Here is a 15,461-nt window from a genome sequence, read left to right on the forward strand (position 1 = left end):
GAAGTACACCGTATCGATGTCGAGGTGGAACTCGTGTCCGTACTCGCGGTGGACCGTCTCTGTCGACTCGCCGACAAGTACATCCCAGTCGCGGATGCGGAGTTCCCCTTTGATTTTCGAGGCGCGGTTGACGACAGTGTCCGCCTTGAGGTCGGATTCGACGATTGCGTCGGCGATTTCGCGGGCGCGGTCCGGGTCGTCTTCGTCGAGGATGACGATATCGCCGAGTCGTTCGTACGACGGTTCGAATCCGAGTACGTCGGTGGGTGTCGTCTGGGTCTCTCGGCTCGGCGGCTCGTAGTCGACAACTTCGAACTCGCTCGGGACTGCGTCAGCATCGACGATGGGGATGTAGAGGTTCCCCTCAGAGACGGTTATCTCGTGGTCGTGGTCCAGCAAATCGGCATCGGCGAGGTGCCGGCGCGTCGCCTCCCCAGATTCACGGGGGACACGGACGCAGGGGACGTTCATATCACCACCACTGCGTGACCGCGAGTAAGGGTAACGCTTCGTTGGCGACATATAATGCCCTGATAGGTCAGGGCGCATGTATAGGTACCTCGGGCGAATAACCTCAAGCGCCCACAATCCCGAACGACAATTGTCGTGCCAGTGGGCGTGCCTCTGACAACGTTTTGGGCCTTGCCCGGGCCCATTCATTCGGTCCTCCTATTCGGCGAACCTAATGTACGGGGTTTTACACCACCCGCCACGTAGCCCCGAACAATGAGTTGTATCGCGGATTTCATCATTCGAAGTCCAGACCTCCCACTGGCCGCCGCTATCGAGCGTGCTCCTGCGATGCGACTCGAGGTCGAACAGGCAATCGCAACCGACCCCGAACGACCGGTGCTCTTCTTGTGGGCCTGTGGAGGTGACTTCGATACCTTCGAAGCCGCGATGGAGAGCGATGAGACCGTCACCGACCCGGAGCTGATGGAGTCGCTTTCGGACCGACGTCTGTATCGAGTGCAGGTCTCGGAGGACGCAGAGGTAGTCATCTATCCCAACGATATCGAAGTCGGTGCCTCACGCCTCAACGTGACGGTCACTTCCGACGGCGTTCATACGAGAATGCGGTTCCCCGACCGCGACGCACTGATTCAGTACCGGGAGCTCTGTCGGGAGATGGGTCTCGAGATGTCCGTTCATCGAATCTACCGCGGCGACAGTGGCGATTCGGCGCGATACGGATTGAGTGACAAACAACGACGCGTACTCATGCTCGCAGCAGAGCAGGGGTATTTCGACGTTCCCAGGAACGTGGCACTCTCAGACCTCGCCGACGAACTTGGTATCTCACCGCAATCGACCTCCGAGCGCCTTCGACGCGGGATTGACCAACTCGTCTCGACTACGCTTGGCTCGGACTGCTTGTCCGAGCAGTAACGCGTTCTCTCTTTTCTCTGTCTCCACTTCGACCGCCGAGCCCTCCCCGAGCGTGACGCTCACACCTCGACCTGTTCGTTGTCGATGCCGAGGAAGGACTCTGCATCCTCGACCCAGTCGGCGACCGTCTTCTTCTGCCCGTCTCGTTCGTACGGATAGACTGCTTCTATCTCTTCGCCGCGGAATAGTACGACCAGCGTCTGTGGTAGCACCACCGTGTCGTGTGAGGGTCCCATCCGGCCGGAGCCGACTGTCGCGTGTTCTTCGATAGACGGCAGGTCGACATCTTCGGTTTGGGCCCACTGCTCACACTCGGCGAGGCGCTCCCGGATGAGCGCATCACGCTTCGTCGGTGCGACATCTGACTCGACATCCACGTCGTGGTCCCACGTTCGAATACACATATCGTCGAGGAGACCTTCGTTGATGAGGCGCTCTAACCGCACCACGAGCGACTGATGCTCTTCGCCGAGACCATCACGAATCGGCCGAATCCACAGTTCGGCTTTCCGGGTTTCGTTAGTTTGCATCTCTGACCACCCGTGCTAGTCTACGACAGTGTAACACATAAGCCGGCGGAATCCTTCCCGAACACCGGGAATTGGGGCAATCAGACAGATAATCAAGGTGAATGCTTCGAGGTCTCGCAAATCGTTCAGCGATTTGCTGGGACAGGAAATCTGATTTCCTTTGATTTGACCTCGGAGTAGTTCACGAGGTAACTGAACTCGACCGATACCTGTTTACCGAACAACCATTACGTTGACGGGGGAACGACTCACAATCAGTTCGGCAACGCTCCCGAAGAGGGGGTCCGCCACGTCGGAGCGTCCGTGGCCACCGACGTAGATTGCATCAACATCGTTCTCGTCGGCGTATCTGATGATGGCCCGCGCGGGTTCGCCACGGAGCGTCTCTGTTTGGACTTCGAGGCCGCTTCCCTCGGCGAGTTCGGTGAGTTCTTCGAACACCTCGCTGGCGAGTTCGTCCGCTCGCTCGTACCACTCGTCCGTCCCGTGGAGTGGTTCGAGACTCACATCCACGTCGAATGGCGTGCTGTACCCGGGGTCTGTCGGGTCGATAACGTGCAGTGCGACGACCTCCGATTCGGCATCGGAGAGCGCTTGCTCGAAGGCTCGCTTCGATAGCGGGGACCCATCGACCGCGACGCGGATAGTTTCTGGCATGAGTTATCATTACGCACGCTCGGCACAAAAATACTCTCGTGGCTGGGTTTTTCTCTGCGGCGACCGACGAATAAGCCGTGCTTCGTGTCCCCGCGCTCTTCGAATCCGCAACCGACCGCTGGCGAACGGTTCTGCTTGCGGCCGTGCTCGTTGTCGTCGCCATCCTCGGTGGCTCGTTCCTCATCGAGCAGTTTCCGTTCCTTGCCGACCCCCGAGCACTGCGAGCGTGGCTCCTCGGATTCGGTCCGCTAGCTCCGCTCGCGCTCATCGGGGTGCAGGTCGTGCAGGTTCTCTTCGCACCGGTTCCCGGACAAGCACTCGGGTTCGCCAGCGGCTACCTCTTCGGCGCGTTGTGGGGAACGCTGTACAGCATGGTCGGCATCGTCTTCGGGACGGCACTCGCCATCGGCTTGGCACGACACTTCGGCCGGCCGTACGTCGAACGAGTCATCACCACCGACGCGCTCAGCACCTTCGACAACGCGATGGCCGAACACGGTCTCGCCGTGCTCTTTCTCGTCTTTCTCGTGCCGGGGCTTCCCGACGACGCGATCTGCTTTGCCGCCGGACTCACCGATATCCCCGTCCGTCGAATCGTCGCCGTGGCCGCGGTCGGTCGCCTACCGGGATTCTTCCTCGTGAACTCTGCGGGGGCCGCGGCCGCCAACGGCGACCCATTTCTTACGGCCGTGCTCGTGGCGATTCTCCTCGCGGCGTCAGTCCTCGGCTACCTCTACCGCGACCAGTTGCTATCGTCGTTGTCGACCGTCACGAGTCGAACACTCGGTCGTTGACCCACACGAGAAGCAGGTTCGCAACGAGGAAGGGGACGAACGCGCCAGCAATCCACCCCCACGCTTCGAGTCCGAGCGGAACCACGCCGAAGAGCGTCGAAACCGGCGTGTAGAGGAGCATGAGGTGGAGCGCGAGCGACAGACCGACCGCGCCGAGGAGCCACGGATTCGAGAACGGCGACAGCCGGTACCGGAGCCGAACCGACTGCGTACGGACCAACTCGGCGGTTACGAGGAACGTAAACAGGACCGTCTGTGCGACAACGAGGTCTCCCGACTCCGAGAGGGCGTAGAAAAACACGCCTAATCCGGTCCCGGTGAGTGCCACGCCGATACCGATAATCGAGGCGACGGTGTATCTGTCGAGGACGCCCTCGTGTCGGGGTCGTGGCGGCCGGTTCATCACGTCGTCCGACTTGGGGTCCGCACCGAGTGCGAGCGCGGGGAATCCGTCGGTGACGAGGTTGATCCAAAGCAGCGCGACGGGTGTGATGACGAGCGCGGAACCGGCGCTGAACGCATCTGGAAATAGGAGCGCTCCGAGAAGCGTTCCGAGGAAGACCACCAACACCTCGCCGGTGTTCGCCGACAGAAGATAGTTGACGAACTTGCGGATGTTGTCGAAGATGCCGCGACCTTCTGCGATGGCGTCGCGGATGGTGACGAAGTTGTCGTCACGGAGCACCACGTCGGACGCGCCCTGTGCGACCTGTGTCCCTCGCTCGCCCATTGCGATGCCGACATCTGCGTTTCCGAGTGCGGGCGCGTCGTTGACGCCGTCACCCGTCATCGCAACCGTGTAGCCAGCGTCCTGTAACGCTCTGAGGATTCTGACCTTGTGTTCGGGTGAGACGCGGGCGAACACGCGAGTTTCCTCGATGGCGCGATGAAGTTCGGCGTCGCTCAACCCTCCAACCTCGGTCCCGGTGAGGACGGATGAAGCGTCGATACCGACCTCCGTTGCGATTGCGCGGGCCGTCTGCGGCGTATCTCCGGTTGCCATCGTCACGTGGATTCCGGCGTTCAGGCGGTCGGTGGCGGCTCCGGCGACCCCGTCCCGCGGCGGGTAGGTCATCCCCTGTAACCCGAGGAAGACTAACTCGGATTCGAGCGCCGATTCGTCGGCGTTCGGGTCGGCGTCGGGGGCGTAGGCGAACCCGAGCACACGGAGCGCGTCGTCTGCGAACTCGCTCGTCGTTGTCTCGATTCGTTGCCGGAGTTCGTCTCCGAGCGGTTCGATAGCCCCGTCGACGAGGACGCGGTCGCATCGGTCAAGCACTACCTCCGGTGCGCCTTTCATAAGCGCGAACGGGCCGTCGCCGGGTGCGTCAAATTCGTCGACGACGATGGTCATTCGTTTCCGTTCGGACGTAAACGACACCTCGTGGAGTCGGTCGCCAGTGCCGCCACCATCCTTATCATCGTCGTCGACGCCGAACTCGGCGGCGACACTCACGAGGGCGACTTCGGTCGGGTCGCCGCGATAACTGCCATCGTCGAGTTTTTTCGCGTCGTTACAGCGGGTTCCACAGGAAAGCAGTGCTGAGAGTGCAGGGTCAAGTTCCGGACCGTTGTCGTCGTCGAGTTCGACTGTCCGGTCGTCGGGGAGCCACGCCCGCGTGACAGTCATTCGATTTTCCGTCAGCGTTCCCGTCTTGTCGGTGACGATAAAGTCCACCGCGCCGAGGCTTTCGACGACAGAGAGGTTGCGGACGAGCGCGTTCCGGTTAAGAAGCGTCCGCGACCCCAACGCGAGGGTGAGTGTGACCACTGCCGGAAGTCCTTCGGGAACCGCGGCAACGGCGAGTGTGACGGCGACGAGGAGGACCGTAACGGGGTCTGTCGCGGTGACGAACAGTTGAATCGCAGCAATGACGAGGATGAGAGCAACGATACCGATGCCGATGCGGCGACCCAGTCGGTCGACTTCGATTTCGAACGGGGTCTCGCGCTGGCGTGCCTGCCCGAGTTGGTCGGCGATAGTTCCGAGTTCCGTGCCCATCGCGGTCGCGACGACGACCGCCTCTGCTCGGCCGCGGACGACGGTCGTCCCCGCGTGAAGGACGCTCCGGTGGTCCGCCAACGCCGCGTCGGAATCGACGGGGTCTGGTCCCTTCCCGACCGGAACGCTCTCCCCCGTCAGCGTCGATTCGTCGGCCCGACAGTCGGCGGCGCTGAGAATTCGAGCGTCCGCGGGAACGGCGTCACCAGCTTCGAGAATGATGATATCTCCCGGAACGACCTCGTCTGCAGAAATCTCGCGTACTGTCCCACCACGCCGGACGGTCGCATCCGGCGTCGACATCTCTCTGAGCGCTGCGAGCGCTTTTTCCGCACGGTAGTCTTGGATAAATCCGAACAGGCCGTTTCCGAGGAGGATAAGCAAAATGAGCACTGCGTCGGTGTACCCCGGTTCGCGTCCCGGAAGGACCCCGACGGCAAGTGAGAGTCCGGCAGCCACGAACAACAGGAGGATGAGCGGTCCGGTAAACTGCGAGACGAGAAGCGAAAGCGGCGAGATGCCATCCTCCTCTGTCAGTATATTCGGCCCGTACGCGTCGAGTCGCTGTGCAGCCTCCTCGCTGTCGAGTCCGTCCGGACTGGTGTCGAGGTTCGAGAGCACCGCCTCGGATTCGAGGGCGTGCCACGGCACGTCGCCTCGTTCGTCGGCTTCCTCACGTGGGACGGTGGCCTGCTCGTGCACGCTTCGATTGAAGGGCGCGTGGAGACGTATGTCCATCGGCGATTTTCACGACACCGGAGCCAGCGGTACGATGAATAGTTCCGGGGGAACACGTTCGACCACGTGCACGATGTGACGCCGACCGCGACGCAGGTTATCGCGCCGTCTCGCGCCCAGTTAGTTCGTCGAGTTCGAGTTCGACGATGTGGACTTCGAGGTCGTCTATCTCTTCGTCGAACACGCGCACGCCACCGCCGTACATCTCGTTGATAGTCGTTTCGTCGGGACGCTCGTCGTCCGGGAGGACGCGAATCGGCCCGCGGGCGAAGATACTCCACGAGTCCGTTCCGGCGTCTTCGTAACAGACGAACGTCGCTTCATCGGTCGCCTCGATGAACTCGAACTTCTTGCTCGTGCCGTCGTCGGTCAATCGAAACAGGAGTCGCTCACCTTCGGCGTCGTGGTGGACGTGGGCGGGAATCGCGTAGGACCGACTCCCGTCAGCGAGCGAGAGCACGCCGGAGGACGCTTCAGCTAATCGCTCGGCGACTGCCTCTGGCTTCATCCCCACCGTGTAGACGTATCTGATGTTCTTCATACGCACATTTCGCTCCCACACCACATGAAAGGGCGGTGCGGCGACGTCGGGCGATTCGAACGCGAGTCAGGGGAGATAAAACTCCGATTTGGGGTATCGGTTGCGGATGTGCGGCGGCGCGTGCCGGATGATGTGTACGTCGAAGTCGTCGTCGCTCGCGACGTTCCCGCCGATGCTGACGAGCGGAACGACGACTCGCCCTGCATTCTCGCTGCCGACGAATACGATGGATGCCTTTTCCTCGTGAGCGACATCCTTGAGTTTCGCGACGATGTTTCCTGGTGCGGGATTCCGACCGGTCGAAAGCGAACGGAACGACGCCGATGGCGCTACCTTCACCGCAGTTCGGTGGAGTTCGCTGACGACGGCGTTTCGGTCGAAGGATTCTTTCTTCGGGACCCACCCCGCCTCGACGGCGTACGCTGCATCGTCGGGAACGACAGCGACAGCGAGGACCTCTTGACCCGTCTGCGTAGCGAACGTCTCCGCTCGCGAGAGGGCAGCATTCGCCAACTGGGAACCGTCGTAGGCGACGAGATACATATTCGAAACTCAGTCGGCAGATGTGATAAGTCAGTTGTCGGCGGACGACACCAGTCGCTCTTCGGTGGTGTCTGAAAGCTGGTCGACCGCGTCCTGTGCGGCCGCGGTGACGTTCTCGGGGTCGCGATAGGAGTCGCCGAGTCCGACCTCGCGGCGGTGCCACTCACCATCTGCGCGGGCGAAAATATCTACCCACCAGTAGAGTGTGAGTCCCCGCGCGAACTCGGTGACGGTCACCCGGTACTCGGAGTCGGGCGACTCGTAGATGGTCTGTGCGCTCGCGTCGTCGGTGTCCACGTCTGTCGCGACGGTCCACCCCTCCGGAATCGAGAGCGAGAAGGGGTCGTTAGTCATTGTGTCTGCTGACGTGACGGAGTGACTTCATTGATACGTTCCCGGCGACAGATTCGACGGGCGTGATGGAGTCAAGGTGCATTACTCCAGTGACCGCGCCGAGTTGACGACGACGAGGAGGCTCGATGTACCCATCGCAATAGCGGCGAAAAGCGGGTTAAGAACGCCGAGCGCCGCCAACGGGATGGCGACCGCGTTGTAGCCGAACGCCCACGTCAGGTTGCCGCGGATGCGACGGTTCACACCGGCCGAAAGCGAGAACACTTCGGGAATCGCGTCGATGTCGCGGCCGACGAGAACCGCGTCCGCGGCGTCGCCCGCGATATCCGTTCCCGTTCCGAGCGCGATGCCGATGTCGGCCGCGGCGAGCGCGGGGGCGTCGTTGCTCCCGTCACCGACCATCGCGACGGCCCCTCGACTCCGGAGGCGTTCGACCGTCTCGGCTTTCGCTTCCGGCGGGACGCCAGCGAACACGTCCGTCACGTCGGGGTGGTCGCGGAAGCGCCGCGCCGCCCGTTCCGAGTCGCCCGTGAGGACGACCACGTCGCGCTTCCCACCCCCGGCGACGGCGGCGACCACGTCGTCCCACGCCTCACGCGGTTCGTCGCCGACGACGAGGACTGCTCGGGCGCGCCCGGCGCGTCCAACGACGACCGGTACGGCACCGTCGCCCCGCGCGTCGTCGATTGCGGATTCGAGGTCGGCGTCGATGGTCATCCCCTGTTCGCGGAGGAGCGCGGGGTGGCCGACGACGACCTGCTCGGCGGCAATCGTTCCCGAAACGCCTCTGTCGTGAACGGTGATGTCGTCGGCGTCGACATCCGGGACAACAACATCGGCGTCTTCGGCCGCCGCCACGACGGCCGTGGCGAGCGGGTGCGCGGAGAAGCGTTCGAGCGCCGCAGCCACACCCAGTGACGACGGGTCGCCTTCAATCCGCAGGACGGCCATATCGCCGTCCGTGAGGGTACCTGTTTTGTCGAAGACGACTACGTCAACGTCCGGAACCGCCTCGAAGACCGCTTCCGAAGCGACGACGATACCGCGACTCGCGGCTTCTTTGATACCCGATGCGACCGCCAGCGGCGTGGCGAGACCGAGGGCGCACGGGCACGAGACGATGAGGACGGTGAGACCGACGAGGAGCGCGGCCGTCGCCGATTCGCCCCGAAAAAGCGTCCAACCGAATGCGACGACGGCGAGGGCGAGTACGGTCGGCACGAAGATGGTCGCCAGTTTGTCCGCGAGGCGCTGGACGCCCGACCGGGCGCTCTGGATGTCCCAGAGCAGTTCGACCAGTCGGTCGAGCGTGCTCGTGGCGTCCTCGCCGACTTCGACGACGAGCGGGCGGCCCGTGACGACGGTCCCGCCGGGCACGTCGTCCCCGGGGCGCTTGGTCCGCGGCATCGACTCGCCCGTGACGAGCGCCTCGTCGACTGCGGCGGTTCCCTCGGCAACCGTGCCATCGACCGGGACGCGTTCGCCCGGGCGAACCTCGACTCGGTCGCCGGATTCGAGGGCGTCGAGGTCGACAGTTTCGACACGGCTGCCGTCGCCCCCGCTGTCGCTGTCGGCGATTCGGCGGCGGGCTTCCGAAACGCGTGAGGCCGCGAGGTCCGAGAGCATCCCGGCGGCCGTCCGCTTGATGCGGTCTTCGTAGTAGTTTCCGAGCGTCACGACGAGGATGATGGCGACGGTCACGTCGAAGTAGACGTGAGTCTGTCCGACGAGGACGGCGGCCGTCGAGTAGACGTACGCGCTCGTCGCCGCCAGCGAGACGAGCAGGTCCATGTTCGGTTGCCCGGCGCGGAGGCTGACGAGCGCCCCGCGGAGGATGGGAAAGCCCGTGTAGAACAGGACAATCGAGGTCATGACCCAGATGTTGCCGAGGATGTAAATGCCGTCGAAGACGCCGAGTTCGACCACTGGGGGAAACCCCACGTAGGTCGGGTACAGAAAGAGGACGTACCACAGCATCACCATCATCCCGAAGACGCCGCCGCCGATGACGAACCGAGCGACCTGATTGTCGGCCCGCTCTGCGGCCTCGCGTTCGTCCGGGTCGCGGGTGCCGTAGCCGTAACGTGCCAACGTTCCCGAGAGGTCGTCGAGGTCGGCGGCGTCGGGGTCGTAGGTGACGCGAACCATGTCGTTGGCATAGCTCGCTTCCGCGGCGTAGACACCCTCGCAGGTTCGCGCCGTCCCGGAGACGAACGCCTCACAGGTCGCACAGTGCATCCCGTCGACCGCCATGTAGGTTCGCTCGGCGTCGTCCGGCACGGTTTCTGCTTCGCCCGCGAGTTCCTGCTCGACCGTCTCGGGGTCGGCGCTCGCCGCGTCGCCGAGCGTCCGGGTGATTTCGAGACAGCCGCGACAGCAGAACTCGCCGTCGATGGACTCGCCCGTAACGGGCGGATTCGGCGTCGGCAACCCACAGAGGTCGCAGCCGTCGGTGTCGGCGTCGCCGGATTCGTCGCCTGCGCCGCGCGGTCGCGTCTTCGTCCCCATGGTCACCCCAGCGGTTGGTAAAAGGGAATGTGAATGTGCGGGACCTCGACCCCGAGGAGCATCAGCCCGTGGGAGAGCGAGATGTACCCGAGGACGAGAAACGCCGCGCCGAGTGCGCGGTGAATCGTGGCCCGCCGTCGCGCCGATACGTGGCCGAGGAGCGTCCCGTAGAGGAACAGCGTCGGAATCGTTCCGAGTCCGAGGAGGCCGAGTAGCGCTGCCGCCCGAACGGGTGCACCCGTAGCGAAGGCGTAGAGATACGCCGGATAGATAATCGGACAGGGAAGTAGGCCGTGTATCGCGCCGAGACCGAGGATGCGCGGGCCGCCGACGAGTCGGTCGACGCGGGCGGTCGCCCATCCACTGATGCGGCCAAAGAGACTCGTGACCGCAGCGGGCGTAAACCGGTCCATCGCGGCCGATTGGCCGACGAGGTAGCCGATTCCGGTGAGGATAATCACGGTTCCGACGAGGAGTCCGGTCGTTGCACGGACGCCGCTTCCGATGGCAGTAACTGAGTCGAACGCCCCGAAGAACACCTTCCCGACGAGTGCGAAGAGACCCCCGATAACTGCGTAACTCAGTGCCCGCCCGACGTTGAATAACGCGTGTTGCCGGACCTGCCGAAGCGTGAGTGACTGCGTCCCTTCTTGTTCGCTCAGTCGGTCCGCGTAGACACTGACGAGCGGGCCGCACATCCCGAGACAGTGCGCTCCGGCGAGGAGACCGACGACGAGAAACGCCGCGGCCTCCGGCGTGGCTGCTTCGAGTACGGGCGGCGTCGCTCTCCCGTCCATCTCAGGCAGTGTGTTCGTGGTCGGCGTCGCGGTCGGCGTCGTGGCCTGCGTCGTGGTCGTGGCCGCCCTCAGTCGGGCTCATGAGGAGGTAGATAACCGTCGAGATGAGAAGGACGTTGACGGCCGTAACGACTCCTGCAAGCGGGTTCTTCGTCACACCGAAGATAATCACGGGCAAGAGCGCGAGCAGTGCAACCGTTCCGGCGAGCCGTGGCGTGAGTTCCATATCGGTTGATTCGTGACTACCTTGTTTCCGATTTCGTCGATTCCAACGCAATGGGAATGGTCTGTTGTCTTAATGTCCTATTCATCCTCATGAGCGGGTATGGCCGTTGATTCGACAGCTGAGGGAACCGCCGCAGCCCCGGCATCACGGGCCTCCAGTTCTGGAGATGTGCCGGCAGACGCGGCATCCAAATCCGGTTCTGGGCAGTCGGAACCCCCCGTTGATTCAATCGTCGGAACGGGCGACGATGGTATCGTGCGTGAAATCGAACACGACGACTTCGACCCGGTCGGAACGCTCGTACTCGTTCTCATCTACATGGCCATCCTCCTCGGAATGTGGGTGTTCATGTACTTCGTCGAGTTCCTCGGGCGGGGACTGACGGTGGTGGGCTAACATGGAGATTCACGCCTACGAAAAACTCTGGCTGGCGCTGGCACTCGTTCTCATCGTCGGGTTCATCGGGACGATTACGTACGGGGCCGCGGGCGCGGGTATCGATATGATAGACGACAAAGGTGGCACTGTCGACCCGGCGACGCTCAACGAACACCCGAAGTTCGGTGACCCCGGTATCGAGAAAACCGGCGAGAACCACTACGACGTGTACGTCGTCGCCAGACAGTTTGTCTTCGAACCCGGAACGTCCGAGCCTCTCCGCGTTCCCGAGGGGAGTATTGTTACGTTCCACGTGACCGCGGCCGACGTCATCCACGGCTTCGAAGTCGTCGGCACGAACGCGAACACGATGGCGATTCCCGGACAGGTGTCCGAGTTCACGGTCGAATTCGACGAAGCCGGTGAGTACGGACTTCTGTGCAACGAATACTGTGGCTCCGGCCACCACGTCATGGAAGGGAAAATTGTAGTTATGGAACAGAGCGAATTCGACAGTTGGTACGAACAACAGGAACAACAAGAACAACAGACGGAGGGTGAGAACTGATGGCGACCGCACGTAGCGAACACGCGTTCGTCGACAAGTTCCCCGACGAGGCGGGCGTCATCAAGGCGACCTTCCTCGTCGCGTTCGTTGCCCTCGGCATCGGCGCGTTCTTCGGACTCATTCAGGCGCTCCACCGGACCAACGTCGTCCGCGTTATCGACTCCGCGGACTACTACACGATGCTGACGGGCCACGGCGTCCTCTTGGCAATCGTCTTTACCATCTTCTTCCTCTGTGGCGTCTTCCACTGGGCCACCGCGAGGAGTCTCGACCGCCCCGCAGAGAGCAAGTTGTTCTCGTGGGCGTGGGTCGGGCTCATGCTGACGGGGACGATTCTTGCTACCGTTGCTATTCTCGGCGGACTCGTTCCGAGCCTCGGAATGAGCGCGGACGTGCTGTTTACCTTCTACGCGCCGCTGCAGGCACACCCGATATTCTACATCGGACTGGCGATGTTCATCGTCGGAACGTGGCTTGCCGGAGCCGACTGGTTCCTCTCGTACCGGGCGTGGCGGAAAGACAACGCTGACGAACGCATCCCGCTGCAGGCGTTCATGGTCCTTACGACCATGATTATGTGGTACATCTCGACCCTCGGCGTCGCCGTTTCGGTCGTGTTCTTCCTCATCCCGTGGTCGCTCGGACTCATCGAGAGCGTCAACCCGCTTCTCACCCGCACGCTGTTTTGGTACTTCGGCCACCCAATCGTGTACTTCTGGCTGATGCCGGCGTACCTCATGTGGTACACCGTCCTGCCGAAACTCGCCGGTGGACGGCTGTTCAGCGACCCGCTCGCACGCGTCGTATTCGTGTTGTTCCTCCTGCTTTCGACCCCGGTCGGCATCCACCACCAGTACCTCGACCCGGGCATCGCGGAGGGCTTCAAGTTCATCGCGATGACGAACACGATGTTCCTGCTCCTGCCGTCGCTTCTCACGGCGTTCACCGTCGTCGCCAGCGTCGAACACGGTGCGCGCCAGCGCGGTGGCGAGGGCTACCTTCGCTGGCTCGGTGCGCTTCCGTGGCGCGACCCGGCTTTCACCGGCATGGCCCTGGCGGGCGCGATGTTCGCCGCGGGCGGCTTCTCCGGCATGATTAACGCCGGAATGAACATCAACTACCTCATCCACAACACGCTGTGGGTTCCCGGCCACTTCCACCTGACCGTCGGCACCGCTGTCGCGCTGACGATGATGGCCGGGTCGTACTGGCTGGTCCCGCAGGTCACCGGCACGAAACTCTACAGTCGACCCATCGGTCTCCTGCAGGTCATCATGTGGTTCGTCGGGATGGTGTTCATGTCGAACGCGATGCACCGCGCTGGGCTGGCTGGTATCCCGCGTCGCACCGCGGAACCGCAGTACCAGAACTTCGAGTTCCTGACGCCCATCGGGAGCATCTTCGAACTCCGCGTGCAGATTGCCCTCGGCGGCACGCTGTTGTTCCTGTCCGTGGTGCTGTTCCTGTTCAACATCCTCCTGACCTCGCTCGGCGAGGAGTCAGAGCGGCCGGTCGATGCGTACCTCCCAGAACCCCTCTCGGGTCCCGAGGGAAGCCCGCGCATCCTCGACAACCTCGCGATGTGGACTGGTATCGCCGCCCTGCTCGTCGTGCTCGCCTACACGCTTCCGCTGGCTGGCATCATCCAGAACGGCGGCGGCCTGTTCGGTGGTGGACTCCCCGTTCCCGCCACCGTCTCCGCGGGTCTCGACTTCGTGCTGATGACGGTTACGAGCGCGTTTAACACTCTGCTGGGGGTGGTCGCGTGAAGCTAACGAAGGCACGGGCGCTCGTCCTCATCGCCTTCAGCGTGCCAATCGCGATTGAACTGCGCACCGTGGCCGGCTTCTTCAACGTGGAACTGCCGCTCATCGCAGTTGCAGTCATCGAGTTCCTGTTCCTCGCCTTGCTGTTCGTCCTGTACGGACTCTACGGTGAGGGGTCGAACGCGGCGGCGTAACTCCCCTTTCGGTTCCACTGTTTTTTGTCTCGATTCGAGACCGCGCTTTGGACCACCAGAAACAGCATAAAAACCCAGTATAACAGGGGTGAATCGAGCAGTTTCCCGCGTTCTGGGAAGCAGTCTGCCTCTATATGCGATATGGTTGCGTAGCTACACGTGACCATGACCAGCCTCGACCTGATGAAAGCCGGTATCGGTCTCGCAGTCGTTATTGGAATCGCCCTGACGGTGGTTGCCGGATACGCCCTGTTTACGACCCTCGGCGGTATTTCCGGGATGACCGTCGCCCCCGAACTCTTCGTCTCCATCCTCTTCGGCGGGCTTCTCGTCGCGTCTGCTGCCGCGGTTCGACAGATTGCGCCCAAGCCTCGGACCCGGGTCTAAACGATTACTGGACAATTCGAACCAATTCATTACCGGACGGCCCACATCTCATTCTTCGACGGCGCTCGCTAAGCGCCGACTGCACACCGAAGGGAGCCGATGAAGTCCCCGAGAGGAACCGTATCGACGTAATAACAATACTACTAGAACACCGACACTGCGATATGTACGAGACCATCCTCGTTCCCACCGACGGGAGTAGCCGTTCTCGCGCCGCCGCCAATCACGCAATCGACATCGCCAGCACGTACAGGGCGACGGTTCACGTACTCTCCGTCATCGACTCCAGCGACCTCGGCCTGTGGACCTCGGCCGACGTTCCCATCGAGCAGGTCAAAGAAGACCTTCGAGACGACGCCGAGACGGCAATCGAGGACGTTGTCGCCCTCGCAGATGGGTTGGATGTCCCGTCCGAGGCGGACATCCGAATCGGCGTTCCGTCCCGGGAAATTCTCGATACCGCCGACGAAGTCGGTGCCGACCTCATCGTGATGGCGACGCACGGACGAACCGGTCTCCGACACGCGATTCTCGGGAGTACGACGGAGCGAGTCGTCCGCGTTTCCGACGTTCCCGTGTTAACGGTTCGAGCGTAAGTTTGCCGGGGACTTCGAGAGCGATGTGCGAGCAAACTCAGGCCCTCGCCCGGAGTCCGTCGCGGAGTGCACGTCGTCCGTAGGCGAGCAGTCCAACCGCGCCGAGTGCGCAGATGAGAAGCGGAATTACGTCGAGGCCGCCGACCCGCAGCGGGAAAGATGCCAGTTCATTTAACATGTTGTCCCGTCCCAACCCGTTCCCGAGCGCGAGGGGGTCCAATTTATTAACTTCTGTAGTAACTGTCCAGACGACAATGGTCACACTCGACGTACACGAGGACATGCAACGAATCGCCGACAGCGGCGTCGTCGCGGTGATGCGCGGCGCGGACGCAGACACTATCATCGACGTGGCCGACGCGCTAAATGAAGGTGGCGTCACCGCCTACGAGATTACGGCCGACAACCCCGATGCGATGGACCTCATCCGCGAGGCGTCGGCGTCCTTCTCGGACAGCGAGGCTATCGTCGGGGCGGGCACCGTCATCGATGC

At 62.6% G+C, this 15,461-nt stretch carries 19 protein-coding genes and 1 pseudogene; 9 read left to right on the forward strand and 11 right to left on the reverse strand.

The window, feature by feature from the left end:
• On the reverse strand, nt 1-471 hold a 471-nt coding region (locus tag QT222_RS17435), incomplete at its 3' end, for a class I SAM-dependent methyltransferase family protein (protein WP_491477904.1).
• Between the two features lie 255 nt (nt 472-726).
• On the opposite strand from QT222_RS17435, the gene QT222_RS17440 reads away from it, so the two are divergent.
• Nucleotides 727-1,389, forward strand: a complete 663-nt coding sequence (locus QT222_RS17440; protein ID WP_491477905.1) for a helix-turn-helix domain-containing protein — start codon at nt 727-729, stop codon at nt 1,387-1,389.
• Between the two features lie 59 nt (nt 1,390-1,448).
• Here QT222_RS17440 and QT222_RS17445 read toward each other — a convergent pair whose 3' ends face one another.
• Both QT222_RS17445 and QT222_RS17450 read right to left on the reverse strand, forming a co-directional pair.
• On the reverse strand, nt 1,449-1,919 hold the full coding sequence (locus tag QT222_RS17445; RefSeq protein WP_004572740.1) for an HTH domain-containing protein: 471 nt from the start codon (nt 1,917-1,919) through the stop codon (nt 1,449-1,451).
• A 213-nt stretch (nt 1,920-2,132) separates the two neighbouring features.
• Nucleotides 2,133-2,576: a universal stress protein gene (locus QT222_RS17450; RefSeq protein ID WP_491477906.1), complete on the reverse strand. Its 444-nt coding sequence runs from the start codon at nt 2,574-2,576 to the stop codon at nt 2,133-2,135.
• A gap of 77 nt (nt 2,577-2,653) precedes the next feature.
• On the opposite strand from QT222_RS17450, the gene QT222_RS17455 reads away from it, so the two are divergent.
• Nucleotides 2,654-3,370, forward strand: coding sequence for a TVP38/TMEM64 family protein (locus tag QT222_RS17455; RefSeq protein ID WP_004572738.1), 717 nt, complete (start codon nt 2,654-2,656; stop codon nt 3,368-3,370).
• On the opposite strand, the gene QT222_RS17460 is transcribed toward QT222_RS17455, so the two are convergent.
• From QT222_RS17460 to QT222_RS17490, 7 genes are all read right to left on the reverse strand, one after another.
• Nucleotides 3,345-6,110: a cation-translocating P-type ATPase gene (locus QT222_RS17460; protein ID WP_491477907.1), complete on the reverse strand. Its 2,766-nt coding sequence runs from the start codon at nt 6,108-6,110 to the stop codon at nt 3,345-3,347. The genes QT222_RS17455 and QT222_RS17460 overlap by 26 nt on opposite strands.
• A 97-nt stretch (nt 6,111-6,207) precedes the next feature.
• Nucleotides 6,208-6,651: a pyridoxamine 5'-phosphate oxidase family protein gene (locus QT222_RS17465; RefSeq protein WP_004572736.1), complete on the reverse strand. Its 444-nt coding sequence runs from the start codon at nt 6,649-6,651 to the stop codon at nt 6,208-6,210.
• Nucleotides 6,652-6,717: 66 nt separating this feature from the next.
• Nucleotides 6,718-7,194 carry a universal stress protein gene (locus QT222_RS17470; RefSeq protein WP_491477908.1) on the reverse strand — a complete coding sequence of 159 codons (477 nt, stop codon included), beginning with the start codon at nt 7,192-7,194 and terminating at the stop codon, nt 6,718-6,720.
• A gap of 30 nt (nt 7,195-7,224) precedes the next feature.
• Nucleotides 7,225-7,548 (reverse strand): hypothetical protein, encoded by a 324-nt coding sequence (locus QT222_RS17475; protein WP_004572734.1) that lies wholly within the window; start codon nt 7,546-7,548, stop codon nt 7,225-7,227.
• A gap of 81 nt (nt 7,549-7,629) precedes the next feature.
• Entirely contained in the window at nt 7,630-10,056 is a 2,427-nt protein-coding gene (locus QT222_RS17480) for a heavy metal translocating P-type ATPase (RefSeq protein WP_491477909.1), read from the reverse strand.
• Nucleotides 10,057-10,058: 2 nt separating this feature from the next.
• Nucleotides 10,059-10,853: a sulfite exporter TauE/SafE family protein gene (locus QT222_RS17485; RefSeq protein WP_491477910.1), complete on the reverse strand. Its 795-nt coding sequence runs from the start codon at nt 10,851-10,853 to the stop codon at nt 10,059-10,061.
• 1 nt (nt 10,854) lies between these two features.
• Nucleotides 10,855-11,079, reverse strand: a complete 225-nt coding sequence (locus QT222_RS17490) for a DUF8131 family protein (protein ID WP_491477911.1) — start codon at nt 11,077-11,079, stop codon at nt 10,855-10,857.
• A gap of 168 nt (nt 11,080-11,247) precedes the next feature.
• Here QT222_RS17490 and QT222_RS17495 point away from each other — a divergent pair, with 168 nt between their 5' ends.
• From QT222_RS17495 to QT222_RS17520, 6 genes are all read left to right on the forward strand, one after another.
• The gene (locus QT222_RS17495; RefSeq protein WP_004572730.1) at nt 11,248-11,475 is read left to right on the forward strand and encodes a hypothetical protein; all 228 of its coding nucleotides are present in this window, start codon (nt 11,248-11,250) and stop codon (nt 11,473-11,475) included.
• Nucleotide 11,476: 1 nt separating this feature from the next.
• Nucleotides 11,477-12,025 (forward strand): cytochrome c oxidase subunit II, encoded by a 549-nt coding sequence (locus QT222_RS17500; RefSeq protein WP_491477912.1) that lies wholly within the window; start codon nt 11,477-11,479, stop codon nt 12,023-12,025.
• Nucleotides 12,025-13,794, forward strand: coding sequence for a b(o/a)3-type cytochrome-c oxidase subunit 1 (locus QT222_RS17505; RefSeq protein WP_004572728.1), 1,770 nt, complete (start codon nt 12,025-12,027; stop codon nt 13,792-13,794). Before QT222_RS17500 ends, QT222_RS17505 begins: the two co-directional genes overlap by 1 nt.
• On the forward strand, nt 13,791-13,985 hold the full coding sequence (locus QT222_RS17510; RefSeq protein ID WP_004572727.1) for a hypothetical protein: 195 nt from the start codon (nt 13,791-13,793) through the stop codon (nt 13,983-13,985). The genes QT222_RS17505 and QT222_RS17510 overlap by 4 nt, the downstream gene beginning before the upstream one ends.
• A 165-nt stretch (nt 13,986-14,150) precedes the next feature.
• A complete protein-coding gene (locus QT222_RS17515) occupies nt 14,151-14,372 on the forward strand; it encodes a hypothetical protein (protein ID WP_004572726.1) in 222 nt (73 codons plus the stop codon).
• Nucleotides 14,373-14,536: 164 nt separating this feature from the next.
• Complete coding sequence (locus tag QT222_RS17520; protein ID WP_491477913.1) at nt 14,537-14,968, forward strand: universal stress protein; 432 nt, start codon at nt 14,537-14,539, stop codon at nt 14,966-14,968.
• Between the two features lie 37 nt (nt 14,969-15,005).
• On the opposite strand, the gene QT222_RS17525 is transcribed toward QT222_RS17520, so the two are convergent.
• Nucleotides 15,006-15,146 carry a hypothetical protein gene (locus QT222_RS17525; RefSeq protein WP_491477914.1) on the reverse strand — a complete coding sequence of 47 codons (141 nt, stop codon included), beginning with the start codon at nt 15,144-15,146 and terminating at the stop codon, nt 15,006-15,008.
• A gap of 76 nt (nt 15,147-15,222) precedes the next feature.
• On the opposite strand from QT222_RS17525, the pseudogene QT222_RS17530 reads away from it, so the two are divergent.
• A pseudogene (locus tag QT222_RS17530) lies at nt 15,223-15,461 on the forward strand (bifunctional 4-hydroxy-2-oxoglutarate aldolase/2-dehydro-3-deoxy-phosphogluconate aldolase); the annotation flags it as partial.

The sequence above is a fragment of the Haloferax sp. s1 genome (assembly GCF_058382125.1).

Excerpts from the sequence above, each read along its gene's own strand:
- QT222_RS17440 (WP_491477905.1), top strand. The coding sequence starts at position 727 with ATGAGTTGTATCGCGGATTTCATCATTCGAAGTCCAGACCTCCCACTG.
- QT222_RS17445 (WP_004572740.1), bottom strand. The coding sequence starts at position 1,919 with ATGCAAACTAACGAAACCCGGAAAGCCGAACTGTGGATTCGGCCGATT.
- QT222_RS17450 (WP_491477906.1), bottom strand. The coding sequence starts at position 2,576 with ATGCCAGAAACTATCCGCGTCGCGGTCGATGGGTCCCCGCTATCGAAG.
- QT222_RS17460 (WP_491477907.1), bottom strand. The coding sequence starts at position 6,110 with ATGGACATACGTCTCCACGCGCCCTTCAATCGAAGCGTGCACGAGCAG.
- QT222_RS17465 (WP_004572736.1), bottom strand. The coding sequence starts at position 6,651 with ATGAAGAACATCAGATACGTCTACACGGTGGGGATGAAGCCAGAGGCA.
- QT222_RS17470 (WP_491477908.1), bottom strand. The coding sequence starts at position 7,194 with ATGTATCTCGTCGCCTACGACGGTTCCCAGTTGGCGAATGCTGCCCTC.
- QT222_RS17475 (WP_004572734.1), bottom strand. The coding sequence starts at position 7,548 with ATGACTAACGACCCCTTCTCGCTCTCGATTCCGGAGGGGTGGACCGTC.
- QT222_RS17480 (WP_491477909.1), bottom strand. The coding sequence starts at position 10,056 with ATGGGGACGAAGACGCGACCGCGCGGCGCAGGCGACGAATCCGGCGAC.
- QT222_RS17485 (WP_491477910.1), bottom strand. The coding sequence starts at position 10,853 with ATGGACGGGAGAGCGACGCCGCCCGTACTCGAAGCAGCCACGCCGGAG.
- QT222_RS17490 (WP_491477911.1), bottom strand. The coding sequence starts at position 11,079 with ATGGAACTCACGCCACGGCTCGCCGGAACGGTTGCACTGCTCGCGCTC.
- QT222_RS17500 (WP_491477912.1), top strand. The coding sequence starts at position 11,477 with ATGGAGATTCACGCCTACGAAAAACTCTGGCTGGCGCTGGCACTCGTT.
- QT222_RS17505 (WP_004572728.1), top strand. The coding sequence starts at position 12,025 with ATGGCGACCGCACGTAGCGAACACGCGTTCGTCGACAAGTTCCCCGAC.
- QT222_RS17515 (WP_004572726.1), top strand. The coding sequence starts at position 14,151 with ATGACCAGCCTCGACCTGATGAAAGCCGGTATCGGTCTCGCAGTCGTT.
- QT222_RS17520 (WP_491477913.1), top strand. The coding sequence starts at position 14,537 with ATGTACGAGACCATCCTCGTTCCCACCGACGGGAGTAGCCGTTCTCGC.
- QT222_RS17525 (WP_491477914.1), bottom strand. The coding sequence starts at position 15,146 with ATGTTAAATGAACTGGCATCTTTCCCGCTGCGGGTCGGCGGCCTCGAC.